Annotated in this window: 15 protein-coding genes and 1 tRNA gene; 7 read left to right on the forward strand and 9 right to left on the reverse strand. The window is 70.1% G+C overall.

Going from position 1 to position 14,336, the window contains the following annotated elements; translation table 11 throughout:
• The first annotated feature begins 205 nt into the window (after window positions 1-205).
• Complete coding sequence (locus ACTRO_RS46220) at window positions 206-742, forward strand: tyrosine-type recombinase/integrase (RefSeq protein WP_051451630.1); 537 nt, start codon at window positions 206-208, stop codon at window positions 740-742.
• 71 nt (window positions 743-813) lie between these two features.
• Here the strand turns inward: ACTRO_RS46220 and ACTRO_RS30410 are convergent.
• Both ACTRO_RS30410 and ACTRO_RS30415 read right to left on the reverse strand, forming a co-directional pair.
• Window positions 814-896, reverse strand: a tRNA-Leu gene (locus tag ACTRO_RS30410).
• A gap of 41 nt (window positions 897-937) precedes the next feature.
• On the reverse strand, window positions 938-1,168 hold the full coding sequence (locus ACTRO_RS30415) for a DUF4287 domain-containing protein (protein ID WP_034268572.1): 231 nt from the start codon (window positions 1,166-1,168) through the stop codon (window positions 938-940).
• A 358-nt stretch (window positions 1,169-1,526) separates the two neighbouring features.
• Between ACTRO_RS30415 and ACTRO_RS44165 the strand changes: the two genes are divergently transcribed.
• Window positions 1,527-1,994: a hypothetical protein gene (locus tag ACTRO_RS44165; protein WP_157436547.1), complete on the forward strand. Its 468-nt coding sequence runs from the start codon at window positions 1,527-1,529 to the stop codon at window positions 1,992-1,994.
• Window positions 1,995-2,189: 195 nt separating this feature from the next.
• Here ACTRO_RS44165 and ACTRO_RS30425 read toward each other — a convergent pair whose 3' ends face one another.
• Window positions 2,190-3,410: an acetyl-CoA C-acetyltransferase gene (locus ACTRO_RS30425; RefSeq protein ID WP_034268575.1), complete on the reverse strand. Its 1,221-nt coding sequence runs from the start codon at window positions 3,408-3,410 to the stop codon at window positions 2,190-2,192.
• A 56-nt stretch (window positions 3,411-3,466) separates the two neighbouring features.
• Window positions 3,467-4,507 carry an SGNH/GDSL hydrolase family protein gene (locus ACTRO_RS30430; protein WP_051451632.1) on the reverse strand — a complete coding sequence of 347 codons (1,041 nt, stop codon included), beginning with the start codon at window positions 4,505-4,507 and terminating at the stop codon, window positions 3,467-3,469.
• Between the two features lie 133 nt (window positions 4,508-4,640).
• On the opposite strand from ACTRO_RS30430, the gene ACTRO_RS30435 reads away from it, so the two are divergent.
• The 3 genes from ACTRO_RS30435 (at window position 4,641) to ACTRO_RS30445 (ending at window position 8,174) form a co-directional block, all read left to right on the forward strand.
• Complete coding sequence (locus tag ACTRO_RS30435) at window positions 4,641-6,011, forward strand: cystathionine beta-synthase (RefSeq protein ID WP_034268578.1); 1,371 nt, start codon at window positions 4,641-4,643, stop codon at window positions 6,009-6,011.
• Between the two features lie 124 nt (window positions 6,012-6,135).
• Window positions 6,136-7,515, forward strand: a complete 1,380-nt coding sequence (locus ACTRO_RS30440; protein WP_051451633.1) for a sensor histidine kinase — start codon at window positions 6,136-6,138, stop codon at window positions 7,513-7,515.
• 14 nt (window positions 7,516-7,529) lie between these two features.
• Entirely contained in the window at window positions 7,530-8,174 is a 645-nt protein-coding gene (locus ACTRO_RS30445; RefSeq protein WP_034268580.1) for a response regulator transcription factor, read from the forward strand.
• Here ACTRO_RS30445 and ACTRO_RS30450 read toward each other — a convergent pair.
• Window positions 8,156-9,106 carry an NAD-dependent epimerase/dehydratase family protein gene (locus tag ACTRO_RS30450; protein WP_034268582.1) on the reverse strand — a complete coding sequence of 317 codons (951 nt, stop codon included), beginning with the start codon at window positions 9,104-9,106 and terminating at the stop codon, window positions 8,156-8,158. The two genes, ACTRO_RS30445 and ACTRO_RS30450, sit on opposite strands and share 19 nt — an antisense overlap.
• A 77-nt stretch (window positions 9,107-9,183) precedes the next feature.
• Between ACTRO_RS30450 and ACTRO_RS30455 the strand changes: the two genes are divergently transcribed.
• Window positions 9,184-9,672 carry a MarR family winged helix-turn-helix transcriptional regulator gene (locus ACTRO_RS30455; protein WP_034268585.1) on the forward strand — a complete coding sequence of 163 codons (489 nt, stop codon included), beginning with the start codon at window positions 9,184-9,186 and terminating at the stop codon, window positions 9,670-9,672.
• On the opposite strand, the gene ACTRO_RS30460 is transcribed toward ACTRO_RS30455, so the two are convergent.
• From ACTRO_RS30460 to macS, 4 genes are read right to left on the reverse strand one after another with little or no spacing between them, the layout of a single operon-like run.
• Window positions 9,654-10,598 carry a hypothetical protein gene (locus ACTRO_RS30460; protein WP_034268587.1) on the reverse strand — a complete coding sequence of 315 codons (945 nt, stop codon included), beginning with the start codon at window positions 10,596-10,598 and terminating at the stop codon, window positions 9,654-9,656. The two genes, ACTRO_RS30455 and ACTRO_RS30460, sit on opposite strands and share 19 nt — an antisense overlap.
• 5 nt (window positions 10,599-10,603) lie before the next feature.
• Complete coding sequence (locus ACTRO_RS30465; RefSeq protein WP_034268590.1) at window positions 10,604-11,371, reverse strand: HD domain-containing protein; 768 nt, start codon at window positions 11,369-11,371, stop codon at window positions 10,604-10,606.
• Window positions 11,372-11,415: 44 nt separating this feature from the next.
• Window positions 11,416-12,078, reverse strand: coding sequence for a response regulator (locus ACTRO_RS30470; protein WP_034268592.1), 663 nt, complete (start codon window positions 12,076-12,078; stop codon window positions 11,416-11,418).
• Window positions 12,079-12,128: 50 nt separating this feature from the next.
• Complete coding sequence (gene macS / locus ACTRO_RS30475) at window positions 12,129-13,301, reverse strand: MacS family sensor histidine kinase (RefSeq protein ID WP_211244465.1); 1,173 nt, start codon at window positions 13,299-13,301, stop codon at window positions 12,129-12,131.
• Window positions 13,302-13,344: 43 nt separating this feature from the next.
• On the opposite strand from macS, the gene ACTRO_RS30480 reads away from it, so the two are divergent.
• Window positions 13,345-14,196 carry a DUF72 domain-containing protein gene (locus ACTRO_RS30480; protein WP_034268595.1) on the forward strand — a complete coding sequence of 284 codons (852 nt, stop codon included), beginning with the start codon at window positions 13,345-13,347 and terminating at the stop codon, window positions 14,194-14,196.
• Window positions 14,197-14,336 lie beyond the last annotated feature (140 nt).

Consider the following 14,336-nt stretch of genomic DNA (forward strand, 5'->3'; position numbering starts at 1 on the left):
GACGCGCTCAAAATGGCCGTCCGACGTGGACGGGTCGCACGGAACGTTGCGACACTCATCAAGCGGCCGGTGTATCGGGACTGGAGATCGAGCCGCTCAGCCAGGAAGGCGCTCGGCGGATTCTCGATCTCCCGATGCGCGTCTATCAGGTCGGGCGGACGCGCTATCGGCATGGGTGCGACGACCCGCGCGCGTGCGGTGTGAAGTGGCACAAGAAGGCCCGTGCCACGCCCTACAAGCGGCACAAGAAGCGCTGCCCGGTCCGTGTCGGGACGGCTGCCAGTTCCACGCGCAGCACTGCCCGAAGGGGCTTGGCGGGGCGTGGGCGTTCAAGTTCAAGGAGCCGAGGGGCGCGAAGGCGCGCACGCTGGCGCTGCCCGCACCGCTGGTCCGTGAGCTCAGAGCGCACTGGCGCAAGCAGAAGAAGCAGCGGGAGGCGGCCGGCGAGGCGTGGGAGGACTGGGATCTGTGCTTCCCCAACTCCCTGGGCAAGCCGATGGAGCCGCGCGACGACTGGGCGGACTGGAAGTGGCTTATCAAGGCTGCAGGCGTCCGAGACGCGCGGCTCCACGACGCGCGCCACACTGCGGCGACACTGCTGCTCGAACAGGGCGTCGATATCAGCGTCGTCCAAGAGATCCTCGGCCATTCCACCTTGGCCGTGACGAAGCGCTATACGCACGTGACGACCCGGCTCACTCAGGACGCCGCCGCGCGCATGGAACGGGCTCTGTGGACGTAGTTGAGACCATGGGCCCGTTTTTGATCACTACGAATAAGCAGATTGATTCACGGGCTGCAGCTCAGGGGCCGTGCCCGGAGCGGGATTCGAACCCGCACGGCCTTGCGGCCTGGGAGGTTTAAGCTCCTTGTGTCTGCCGTTCCACCATCCGGGCGCATGGGGTGCGTCGGGACAGCGTACCGGCTCGGCGGGGTGCTAGGCGAAGGCTCGGGCCGCCTTTTGCAGGTCGTGCTCGTGGACGATGGCGCTGGCGTAGCTGTGGGGGAGGTTGAACTCGTAGCGCAGCCAGTTGACGCGCTCCTCGAAGCGGGTCAGGCCGGGGCCGGCGTCGACTTCGCGGATCCAGTCGGCGAGGGCGCGGCCGGTGACCTGCGGGATGCGGGCGAGCAGGTTGCGATGGGTTTGGTCCGAGTGGTGCATCGACATGAAAGCGTCTCCCAAGGGTGAACCGGGCTACCGGGATGGGGAAATGACGGCTGTCGGGGGCGTGACCGGCCCGTGACTTTGACTGTGCCTGAGCTTCGCTTCGGTGGCAACCCCCGAGCCCGGGCGAATCGGGGCGGATTCCGAGGTTTCGCGGGGCGGACGGGTGCGGTGAACGGGAGATTCGCGGCTCCTCATCTGCCGGTTTCGGGGGCGATGCCGAGCTCGTCGTGGGGCGGGCCGGGGGCTTCGGCGACGGCGCGGCGGGTGACTGGGACGGCGGGGGTGGCGTGGTCGTGGCGAGAGGTGGGGTGGGCGGTGAAAGCGATACCCGGTCGATTAGGCTGGATGGGTGCAAGACGTGGATACGCTGGAGTCGGTCTGCGAGCGACTCGACTCTTTACTTACCCGGCTGGCCTCGGCTTATCGCTCACTTCCCGAGTCCAAGCTTGTCGGCCGGCTGCCGGACGGGCGCACGCGCGCGGCGGCGGGGCATGAGCTCGCTGTGCTCATCGCGACGGCGGCGCAGGGCGTCGAAGACCGCTCGCGGCCGTCGGCGCCTTCTTGGCGGCCGCTGCCTTACGAGGGGCCCTTCGTGGTCGGGGACCAGATCGGGGTCACCGGGCACGATCTACTCGCGGCATGCGCGCGGCTGGCTCTGGGACCGGCGGCGGCTCCGGGAGCGGCATCGGCATCGGCGTCAGGAGAAGTGTCGGCGTCGACGGCGGTCTGGGCGCCGCCGGGGGTGCGCTGCGACCGAACGGGTGTGGGGACGCTGCTGACGCGCGTGCTGACGGCTGCGGAGGAACTGTCGGGCGGGTTGTACTGAGGCAACGGCGCGCGGGATGGCGAGGGACGTTGAGAGACGCCGGAGGGCGTCGCGGAGGGGCGTTCAAAGCGCGAGCGGCGAGCGAGGCGATCGAACCGATCGCGGGAAAGACGCGGGAAAACGCAGCCACCGGATACGGAAGGACGATCCGGATCCGGTGGCTGAAGTAAACGGCGAGATACGGCAGGCCGCGGCTCAGCTCAGCCGCTCCAGGATCAGCGCCATGCCCTGGCCGCCGCCGACGCACATGGTCTCCAGGCCGAACTGCTTGTCGTGCGTGCGCAGCGAGTTGATCAGCGTCGTCGTGATGCGGGCGCCGGTCATGCCGAAGGGGTGGCCGACGGCGATGGCACCGCCGTTGACGTTCAGGCGGTCGAGGTCGATGCCGAGGTCGCGGTAGGACGGGATGACCTGGGCGGCGAAGGCCTCGTTGATCTCGACGAGGTCGATGTCGCCGATCTCCATGCCGGCGCGCCGGAGGGCCTGCTTGCTTGCTTCGACCGGGCCGAGGCCCATGATCTCGGGGGACAGGGCGGTCACGCCGGTCGAGACGATCCGGGCGAGCGGGGTCAGGCCGAGGTCGCGGGCCTTCGTGTCCGACATGATCACCAGGGCGGCGGCGCCGTCGTTGAGGGGGCAGCAGTTGCCCGCGGTGACGGTGCCGTCGGGGCGGAAGACGGGCTTGAGCGCCTCGACCGCTTCGAGCGTGACGCCGGCGCGCGGGCCGTCGTCGGCGCTCACGACCGTGCCGTCGGGCGCAGTGACCGGGGTGATCTCGCGGGCCCAGAAGCCCTCGGCGATCGCCTTCTCGGCCAGGTTCTGCGAGCGCACGCCGAATTCGTCCATGTCGCGGCGGGTGACGCCCTTGATCTGGGCCAGGTTCTCGGCGGTCTGGCCCATCGCGATGTAGATGTCCGGCAGCTCGCCGCTCTCGCGCGGGTCGGACCAGGTCCCGGCGCCGGCTTCGGCGCGCTGGGCGGTGCGCTCGACGGCGGTGCCGAACAGCGGGTTGAGCGTGTCGGGCCAGGAGTCCGAGCTGCCGCGGACGAAGCTGGAGACCGATTCCACGCCGGCGCTGATGAACACGTCGCCCTCGCCCGCCTTGATCGCGTGCAGGGCCATTCGGGTGGTCTGCAGGGACGAGGCGCAGTACCGGGTCAGCGTCGTGGCGGGCAGGAAGTCGTAGCCGAGCAGCGTGGCGACGACGCGGGCCATGTTGAATCCGGACTCGCCGCCGGGCAGTCCGCAGCCGAGCATCAGGTCGTCGATCTCGCGTGGGTCGAGTGCGGGGACCTGCTCGAGCGCGGCGCGCACGGCGGCGACGGCGAGGTCGTCCGGGCGCACGTCCTTGAGCGAACCTTTGCCGGCCCGGCCGATGGGGGTGCGGGCGGCGGCGACGATGACGGCTTCAGGCATCGGTCAGACTCCTGGCGTTCGGATGGCTGCTGGTGCCTGAGACGCTACCGGAAATGTTACCGGTCGGTAAGAGAGGGGCGGGGGAAGCCGGGATGGGCCGGGGCGGGGCGGACCAGGGGGATGGTGCCGCCTTCGGGGACGTCGGCGGCCTCGACGGGCGCGACGTCGGCCGGGTCCGCGGACGGGACGGCGGAGGGCACCGCGTCCAGCGCGGCCGGCGGCACGGCCGCGGGGGCGCTCGCCTCGGGCGGCACCTGCGGCGACTCGACCACGGCCAGTCCGATCGCGGTGCGCGGCGTCAGCCGCCAGGCCGCCGAGGCCAGGGTCGGCAGCAGGGCCGATACGGCGGTGGCGTAGCCCTCGGCGGAGGGGTGGAACCGGTCCGGGCCGAACAGCTCGGCGCGGCTGGCGAACTCGGGGCCGAGCAGCGCGCCGATCGGCACCGAGCAGCCGCCGGCCGCGGTCACGGCCTGGCTCTGCAGCAGCGCGAGCTTGCGGCTCCAGTGCCGGGCGAGCCAGCGCAGCGGGGGCTGCACCGGGCGGATCGTGCCGAGGTCGGGGCAGGTGCCCACCACCACCTCACAGCCCGCCGCGCGCAGGCGCTCGACCGCCTCGCCGAGCGCGGCCGCGGCCTCGGCGATCGGAGCGCGGTGGGTGATGTCGTTCGCGCCGATCATGATCGCGGCCAGCTGCGGGACGTGCTCCTCGTCCGCGAGTACGCCGTCGACCTGCTCGGCCAGGCTGTCCGAGCGGGCACCGACTCGGGCGAGGTTGGCCAGCAGCACGGGTCGGCCGGTGTGCGCCACCAGGGCGCCGGCCAGCAGCGCTCCCGGGGTCTCCTGCGGCAGTTCGACGCCGTAGCCGGCCGCGGTCGAGTCTCCGAGCATGGCGAAGCGGAGCGGGCGCTCCGCGGCCCAGGCCAGGTGGGCTCCGAAAAGGCCGTCGGCCCGGGGTGGGATCTGCTCGGCCCGGCCGATCGCCTTGCGCGCGAGTTTCGCCTCGGCCACCACGAGGCCGATCGAGGCGCCGGTCAGTACCGTCAGCCCGCCGCCGCTCACCAGAGCCGCGGCGGCCGCCTTACGCGGTGATACGCCCATCAGCCTGCTCCTCTCCCCAGCTAACAGGAAGATACCCGCCCAATGATCGTCTGTGCATGCATTAACGGGGTTTCCCCTGTGTCCGGGCCTTCGGGCACCCCCTACCGGGGCGGGGTGAGGTTAGGCTGCAGTCATGCGCTACGTCGAATCCGTGATCGATCTGGTCGGGGACACCCCGCTGGTCAAGTTGAACTCGGTGACCGCGGGTATCCGGGCCACGGTGCTGGCCAAGATCGAGTATTTCAATCCGGGCGGCTCGGTCAAGGACCGGATCGCGGTGCGGATGATCGAGGCCGCCGAACGCAGCGGGCAGCTCAAGCCCGGCGGCACGATCGTCGAGCCCACCAGCGGGAATACCGGGGTGGGGCTGGCCATGGTGGCGCAGCGCAAGGGCTACAAATGTGTGTTCGTATGCCCGGACAAGGTCTCCCAGGACAAGATCAACGTTCTGCGGGCGTACGGCGCGGACGTGGTGGTCTGCCCGACCGCGGTGGCGCCGGAGCACCCTGATTCGTACTACAACGTCTCGGACCGGCTGGTGCGCGAACTGCCCGACGCCTGGAAGCCGGACCAGTATTCGAACCCGAACAATCCGCTCTCGCACTACCACTCCACCGGGCCGGAGGTCTGGGCCCAGACCGACGGACGGGTCACCGCGTTCGTGGCGGGGGTGGGCACCGGCGGCACGATCAGCGGCACCGGGCGCTACCTCAAGGAGGTCTCGGAGGGCCGGGTCAAGGTGATCGGCGCGGATCCGGAGGGCTCGGTCTACTCCGGCGGCACCGGGCGGCCGTACCTGATCGAGGGGGTCGGCGAGGACTTCTGGCCGGCCTGCTACGACCCGGACGGCACGGACGAGGTGCTCGCGGTCTCGGACAAGGACGCGTTCTTGATGACCCGCCGGCTGGCCCGCGAGGAGGGGCTGCTGGTGGGCGGGTCGTGCGGCATGGCCGTGGTCGCGGCGCTGCGTTATGCCGAGCGGCTGACCGAGGACGACGTGGTCGTGGTGCTGCTGCCGGACTCGGGTCGCGGCTACCTCTCCAAGATCTTCAATGACGATTGGATGGCCGACTACGGCTTCCTGACCCAGGCCGGGCACGAGGCCACCGTGCTCGAGGTGCTCGAGAGCAAGGGGCCGGCGCTGCCCGACCTGGTGCACGTCCACCCGCACGAGACGGTGGCGCTGGCGATCGAGACGCTGCGCGAGTACGGCGTGAGCCAGATGCCGCTGGTCAAGGAGGAGCCGCCGGTGATGGCGGCCGAGATCGTGGGTTCGGTGGTCGAGCGCGACCTGCTCGACGCGCTGTTCACCGGCCGGGCCAGCCTTCAGGACCCGCTGGAAGAGCACAAGAGCGCGCCGTTGCCGCAGGTCGGCTCGGGTGAGCCCATCAGTGCACTGATGTCGGTGCTGGAGAAGGCGGACGCGGCGGTGGTGCTGATCGAGGGCAAGCCGCGCACGGTGATCTCCCGGCAGGACCTGCTCGCCTTCCTGGCCGGGCGGTAGACGCGGCGCGGGGAAGGGTAGGGCCAACCCCACCCCGAGGACGGCGGCGCACCGGCTGGGGCGGGCGTCGCCGGCCGGGCAGACTCGAGATCGTCAAGCCCCCGCCACGTCCACGGAGTCGAGAATGTCCAGCACTCACGCGTTTCCCGCGGATGCGCCGCCGCCCGGGCCTCCGGCCGCCCCGGAGCCCTCGCTGCCGCGCGCCGAACGGGCCTCCTTCCTGCGCACGCCCTTCACCAGCCGCACCTGGGCCGAATGCCTGTACGGGCTGATCGGCCTGCCGCTGGGTGTGTTCGGCTTCGCACTGACCGTGACCTTCCTGTCCCTCGGGGCCGGTCTGCTGGTCACCGTGATCGGTGTGTTCGCGCTCGGGTTCGCCGTCGTGCTCGGCCGTTGGCTGGGCGCGCTCAACCGCGGCTTGCTCAATACCCTGCTGCACGAGCGGATCAAGTCGCCGGGGCGGTTCCGGGGGCGGCGCAAGGGCTTCTTCGGCTGGGCGATCGGCCGGGTGGCGGACCCGGTGGGCTGGCGCGGCCTGGCTTACGCGCTGGTCCGGTATCCCTTGTCGGTGGCCACTTTCGTCGTCACCGTCGCGTTCTGGGCGTACACGCTGGCCGGGCTCACCTACTGGTTCTGGTGGCGGTTCCTGCCGGAGCAGCGCGGGCCGAACGGGGTGATGCACCGCGGTGCCTCGCTGTGGAACACCGAGCACTCGGCTTACTTCCTCGACACGCTGCCGCGCCGGCTGATGCTGGTGGGGATCGGACTGGTGCTGCTCTGGCTGACGCCGTGGATCGTGCGCGGGTTCGTGTCCCTGGACCGGCTGCTCGGGCGGGCTCTGCTCGGGCCGGTCTCGGTCTCGCAGCGGGTGCGCGATCTCGAGGCGAGCCGTACGGATGCGGTCAACGTCTCGAACGAGCAGCTGCGCCGGATCGAGCGCGATCTGCACGACGGCACCCAGGCGCGCCTGGTCGCGCTGGCGATGAATCTGGGGCAGGCCAAGGAGGATCTGGCCAGCGGCGACGCGGAGGCCGCCGAGCGTGCCAGAGGGCTGATCGACGGGGCGCATCAGCAGACGAAGGAGACTCTCACCGAGCTGCGCGACCTGGCTCGGGGGATCCACCCGCCGGTGCTCGACAACGGTCTCGAGGCCGCGCTGGCCTCCATGGCGGCGCGCAGTCCGATCCGGGTGACGCTCGCGGTGGATCTGAGTCGGCGGCCCTCGCCGGTGGCCGAGACGATCTGCTACTTCGCCGTGGCGGAACTGGTCACCAACGCGATCAAGCACAGTACGGCCAGCGGTATCAGCGTTCGTATCCGTGAGCGCACCGGCGACCTGGTGTTCGCAGTGACGGACAACGGCCGCGGCGGCGCGCTGCCGGGCGCCGGAAGCGGGTTGGCCGGCGTGGAACGGCGGCTGCGCACGGTGGACGGCACGCTGGACATCGACAGCCCGATAGGCGGCCCGACCACCATGACCGGCGTGCTGCCGCTCGAGGCCTGAGGAGAGGGACGGGAATGCGCATCGTCATCGCGGAGGACTCGGCCATCCTGCGGGACGGGCTTGCCCATCTGCTGACCCTGCGCGGCCACGACGTGGTCGCGCAGGTGGCCGACCCGGCGTCGGCCGTCACAGCGGTGGACGAGCACCGGCCGGACGTCACGGTGCTCGACATCCGGATGCCCCCGACGTTCACGGATGAGGGCATCCGGGTCGCGCTCGCGCTGCGTGGCGCGCATCCCGATCTCGGCATCCTGGTGTTCTCCCAGTACATCGAGGCGCGGTACGCGGCCACGCTGCTGGAGCACGGGGCGCGCGGGATCGGCTATCTGCTCAAGGACCGGGTCGCGGACGTATCAGAGTTCATTGATGCGCTGGACCGGGTGGCCTACGGCGGGACGGCGCTGGACCCGGAGATCGTCACGGCGATGCTCGGCGCCCGCCAGGATCGGGCGCTGGAGTCGCTGACCCCGCGCGAGACCGAAGTGCTGAGTCTCATGGCCGAGGGGCGTTCGAACGCTGCGATCGGACGCACGCTGGTGGTCTCGGACGGCGCGGTGGAGAAGCACATCGGCAACGTCTTCGCCAAGCTGGGGCTCGAGCCGGGCGCCGATGAGCATCGCCGCGTGGTCGCCGTGCTGCGCTACTTGGACCGGCGCTGAATCCAATCCACATAGTCCGCGACGGCTCGCGTGGCATCGTATGACGGCTCGTATCCGGTGTCGTGACGCAGCCTGCTGATGTCGAGCCACAGGGCCGGGAAGCGCGGACACGGATCGTCGCCCGGCGTGAGTACCGTCTCGTGGCCCGGCAGGGTCGCTGCCAGGCCGTCCGCGATCTCGCGATACGTGGTCATGCGTCCGCCGGAGACGTTGTAGACGCCGTGCTCGAGCCGTTCGGCGAGTTGCAGGCTTGCCAGAGCCCTGCCGCAGTCGCGCACGTACAGCAGGTCCATTCCGTCGTTCTCGTAGGGCAGCGCGCCGCCAGGCAGGGTACTGATGTCTACCGGCGTTCCGGCCACCGCGGCGTGGATCAGCTGTGGCACGGCGAAGAAACGCGACGCTGTGCGGCCGAGCGGGCCCCAGATCGCGCCGATGCGCGCGCAGTACATCTCGATACCGGTCGCCGCGCTCAGTTGGGAGACGAGGATTTCATAGATCTTCTTCGCCGCTTCGATGTCGTGGCGCGCGGTGAGGGGAAGTGGCTGGTCTTCGCGCAGAGGGCTGACACCTCCGCCGTAGACGCCGATCGTGCTGGCCACGCCGATGCGTTCGACGCCCCACCCGCGCGCGGCGTCGATGAGGTTCAGCAGGCCGGCCGGATTGGCCCGCGCGTCGGCGACCGGGTCGCCGAAGAAGGAGCCGGCCAGATGCACGATGCCGGTGATGTGGTGCTTGTCGCCGAGGCGGAACAGCGCTTCCCGGTCGGTGACGTCCACCTGCTCGATCTGGACGCGTGTGCCGATTTCGTCCGGGAACAGGGGTGCCTCGAATTCCGTGCGGCGCTGCGCGAGCACGCAGGACTCGCCGCGGTCGAGTAGCGCCCGCGTCGTGTGGGACCCGATGAAGCCGAGACCGCCGGTGAGGAGTATCACCGTTCGCCACCTTCCATCTGTCAGCTGAACTGATCGTCAGTACTGCTGACGATTAGGCTAGCCCTACGATGAGGGACATGTCGAGACTGCCGCAGGATCCTCTCGGGCCGGAGTCGAAGCCGCAGCTCACGTCCCGGCTCGGCTACCTGTTCAAGCACGCGCAGCAGACGCTCGCCGAGTTCACGGCGCCCGCGCTCGCGCCTTTCGGCCTGACCGGCCGGGACCTCGCGGTGCTGATCGTGTTGGACGGGCTCGGTCCGGCGTCTCAGCAGGATGCGGCGCGCGGACTCGCCGTCGACCGCACGACGATGGTCGCGCTCCTGGACGGGTTGGAGGCGAAGGGGATCGTGGAGCGCCGGCCGGCCGAGCAGGACCGTCGCCGCAACGTCGTGCAGCTCACCGAGCGCGGTCGCCGCACGTTCGCCGCGGCGCTGGCCGCGAGTGACGAGGCGGAGCGCGCGTTCATCGGCACGGTCATGGACGAGGTCCGTGCCGCCGAGTTCAAGGAGCTACTGCGCGCGCTCGTCACGCAGGAGCGCGGCGTGGATCAGGACCCTGGCGTCTGAACGAGGTCCCAGTGCGTGCCGAGGATCGCCTGGATCTGCGCCGCGGCCTGTTGGCCGTCGGCGAGCGCCGGCTCGTTGTAGCCGTTTATGCTCACCTGCACCCGCTGACAGCCCAGGACTCCGATCACGACGTCGGCGAGGGTCGTGTTCTGCGCGTCTTCGAAGTCCAGCGCCATTCCGGCGCCGTTGTCGAGGGGACAGTGGGCTGAGGTGGTCGGCGCCTTGGGCAGTGCGTCGATGACCTGCTCGATCCGGGCGATCTGGCTCGAGTCGGTGAGGGTAACCTCGGCTGCCGTTTCCTTGCTGCCTACCGGGAACGTGGGCACGACGATGAGCTGCGACGCGGCGGGCAGGGTCTCGCTGGTCGGGCGCGGCGGCACGTAGTCCACGTCGGCGACCACGCGCAGCACGGTCGAATCGTCGGCGAGCGCGTACGCGGTCACGGTGAGCTGGATGCCGTCGAGGCTCGCCGCGTCCGGGCGCCCGGAGAACGTGATCGTCTGGGAGTCCGAGCTCGCCGCGCCGTCTCCCGCGACCGACGTGAGGCCCCGCTCAGGGTGCTGACCAAGCCACGTCATCAGATCCTTGAGCGGCTGAGCCGCCTGCCACCATGCGGTTTCGCTGACCTGGTAGGGCATCGCCATCACGCCGGCCTTGCCCGTCGAGACGTCGACGTTCGTCGGTCGGCCGGGCAGCCGGTTCGATCCGGTCGGCGCCAGGAACTCGTCGAGCAGCTGCTGCGCCTCGGCCGTGGCGACGGCGAGGTTGGAGGGACGGGGCTCGGTGCTGTGATCCGTCGCGGCGGCGGGGGAGGAGCGGACCAGCACGGCGCCGACCGTCGCGCCCCCGGCGACGGCGACCGTGACCACGAGCCGGGCGATCAGCCCGAGGCGCGATGGCCGCCGGATTCCTGCTGTGCTGGTCATGTCCCTCAGACGGTCGCGGCTGCCGGGCGGTTCCCGGGGTCCTCGGCGAGGATAGCGGTGAAACGCTCGGCCGCGGTGGCCAACTGGTCGTCGATGTAGGACTTCACTTCATCGGACAGCGGCGTGTCCGGGCGGGCCGCCAGTTCGCGCATCAACGGGACGAGCGGCGCGTATTTGGCGGCCAGCCGGCGTTCCATCGCCTCGTCCTCGGTGTGGATCAGGCCGACGCCGTTGTCGGTGTAGTCGGAGAGTTTCACGACGCGGGCCCACGGCTGGTGCTCGAGGCTCGCGGCGACGTGCTCACGGTACTGGGTGTGCTTGTCCCTGGCCGGGTCCCATGCCGGGTTGGTCACCGCGCGGATCAGCGCGGCCACTCGCGGATTGAACGAGCGCTCGATCACGGCCAGAGCCGCTTCGACCGACCCGCGGGCGCGTTCGGCGTCGGTCGCGAGGGTGGCGAGATCCTTGTCGTGATCCTCGACTGAGTCGTGCAGCAATGCCGCGCAGACGACGTCGATATCCGAGACCTGATAGTGGCGGATGATGCGGATCGCTACGCGCAGCACGTGATTCGCGTACGGCTCGCTCACGCGCTGGTCCTGAGCGTGCAGCAGTAGCGCTAGACGCAGGGCGCGGGCGATCTGCTCCCGGTCCGCCGGCGCGAATCCCTCGACCTCCGCGGCGAGCAGCTCGCGCAGACCCGGCAGGCCGTAGCGTGAGGTGACGATGTGGATCGGCATGGCTAACAGCTTCTTGCGATTGAACCGCTCCATGGCCAATCAGGGTAGCGACAGGCCCTGACATCGGGCCAGCTTCCTCAGGCCCCTGGTTCGTCGAGCCCCTGGGCGATCGCGTAGCGCGCCAGCTCGACCCGGTTGTGCAGATGAAGCTTGTTCAAGGTGTTCTGCACGTGGTTCTGCACGGTCCGATGCGAGACGGTCAGCCGCTGTGCGATCTGCTTGTAGGAAAGGCCGGAGGCCACCAGCCGGAGCACCTCGGTCTCGCGCTGGGTCAGCTGCGGGTTCACCGACTCCGGGCTCGGTCCCTGCACGGCCAGACGTCGATACTCGCCGAGCACCAAGCCCGCGAGTCCAGGGGTGAAGACCGGCTCGCCGACGGCCGTGCGCTCGAGCGCGGAGCGGAACTCGTCGGCCGCCGCGGACTTCAGCAGATACCCGGTGGCGCCGGCTTTCACCGCGTCGAGCACGTCCTGGTACTCGCCGCTTGCCGAGAGGATCAGGATGCGGATTCGCGGGTCGGCTCCGAGCAGGTTGCGGATGACCTCCACGCCGTTCAGGTCCGGCAGGCGCAGATCGAGCACCACGACGTCCGGCCGCACCGCCGCCGCGAGCCGCAGAGCCTGGCCTCCGTCGCCCGCGGTGGCGACGACCTCATAGCCGGCTTCGCCGAGGTCGCGAGCCAGCCCGTCGCGCCACATGGGGTGATCGTCGACGACCATCACTCTGATCCCCTTCTCCATACCCCCAAGGTAGTGGGCGAGCGCAGGCACCGGTCCCCCCGGCGGCCGATTCAAGCTGACTGCCGCGGTATGCGCAGCACTGCCTCAGTACCCTCATTCGGCCGGGCTTGCACGGTCGCGTCGCCGCCGAGGTCGCGCACACGTCCCACGATCGACTGGGCCACGCCGAGGCGCCCGAGCGTCGCTGCTTGCTCCAATCGTCCGGGATCGAAGCCGGGACCGTCATCGCGCACCGTCAGGGTGACCGCGTCCGGCTCGTCCTCGATCAGGATCCACGCATGCGCCTCCGGACCCGCGTGCTCCTGCACGTTGTCCAGGGCGGCCCGTACCGCCAACGAGATTTCGTGTGCGACCTCCGCGGGCATGAGCACGGGCGTCGCCGGTGCGGCAACGGTGACCGCCGCGGTGCCGAGCGCCGTTATCGGCACGCGGAGGTCGGTCTGACCGGCGACGCCTTCGGTCAGATCCGCCGTGGATGTCCCGATCAGAGCACGAAGGGCGGCCTCCTGCTCACCGGCCAGGCGGCCGAGTTCAGCGGCTTCGCCACCGGCAGCAAGGCCTTGTCTCGCCACTCGGGTGAGCACCTGCAGAACGGAGTCGTGCACGGCACGAGCCAGCCGCTCCCGTTCCCTGGCCACCGCCTCGACCCGGGCGCCGCGCTCGATCGCCGTCTGCGCTTCGACCGCGAGCCGAGCGAGGTGCCCGACGGCTGCGCCGCACAGCAGCAGAAGCCCGGGTGCGAAGGTGAGCTGAGCGATGCTGTAGTGCGCCCACGGGACGTGGATCGCCAGGTTGCAAGCGGCGATCGCGGCACCGGCGAACAATCCCGCGCGCCGGCCGTGCGCGACCGCCCAGACCAGTACCGCCGCGCCCATCCACATCACCGTCATCGGCGGCGCCCCGGCCGCGAGGCGCGCCGGCGTCTCGATCCACGCGGTGGAGATGAGGCAGAGTCCTGTCAGGGACAGGTCGATCGCCGGCAGCAGCCGGGCCCTCGGACCCGGCGGGTATCGCAGAACCGCGATGACGGTCCAGATCGTCATCACGCCGAGCACGATCCAGCCGCCGACCGGATGCCGGTAGTGCGGGAAGTCCTCGGAGACGGTGATCGCCGCGTAGACGAGGGCTGCGACGCGGAACACCGCGACCGCCCGCCACAACGGCATCAGGTAGTCCGGCGTCGCCCGGCCGGTACGGGGCGTGCGGTCAGCGTCGTCGGCCACGCCGCCCAGTCTGCTCCACCCGGACTCGGCTACGCTCGGATGCATGGAACTGCACGTCGGCTGCGCGATGTGGACGCACCCGGCCTGGCCGGGTCGATACCTGCCGCAGCCGCTGCCGCCGCGCGAGCGCCTGCGCACGTACGGTAGCTGGTGCAATGCCGTTGAAGGCAACACGACGTTCTACGCCGTCCCGTCTCCGGCCACAGTCTCCTCGTGGGTCGAGCAGACGCGGCCCGACTTCCGGTTCCTGCTCAAGCTTCCCCGGCTGATCACGCACGAGCGCCGTCTCATCGACGTGCGCGAACCGGTGGCCGCGTTCGTGAACACGATCGCGCCGCTCGGCCCGCGTATCCACGCCCTGTGGATCCAGCTCCCGCCGTCGTTCGTCCCCGCCCAACTCGATACGCTCAGCGTCTTCCTGCGCAGCCTGCCACGGTCGTACCGGTACGCCGTGGAGGTGCGTCACCGGGCGTTCTTCGAGGATCCGCGCTGGGAGCGGGCGTTGGAGGAGTTGCTTGGTGAGCACGAAGCCGAGTGGGTGCCGTTCGACACGACGGCACTGTTCGCCGAACCCCCCTCGACCGCCGACGAAGTCGAGGCCTGGGCGAAGAAACCGCGCCTGCCTCGGCGCACCCGTGCGCTGACCCGCTACCCGGTCGTGCGCTACATCGGTCGCGACGACGCGGAAGCCACCGCTCGCGGCTGGACGCCGTGGCTCGACACGGTCGTGCAGTGGCTGGCAGAGGGCCGCACGCCGACAGTGTTCGTACACACTCCGGACAACGTCGACGCCATCGCACTCGCCCGCCGCTTCCACGACGAGGTGCGCGCCCGCGTGCCCGAGCTGGCACCGCTGAGCGAACCGATCCCGGTCGGGCCGCCGACCTTGTTCTGAATAGGGCTTAAACAGGATACGAGTATCCGATTTCACATACGTCGCTCGCGAGCATTATTCACGCTGCTTGAAATCAAGCTCGATCCCCCTCCATGCAACGTGGTTGTAACCTAGCGGGCTCCCTCAAGCAGCCTAGATCG

Source organism: Actinospica robiniae DSM 44927, from assembly GCF_000504285.1.
Lineage (GTDB): Bacteria > Actinomycetota > Actinomycetes > Streptomycetales > Catenulisporaceae > Actinospica > Actinospica robiniae.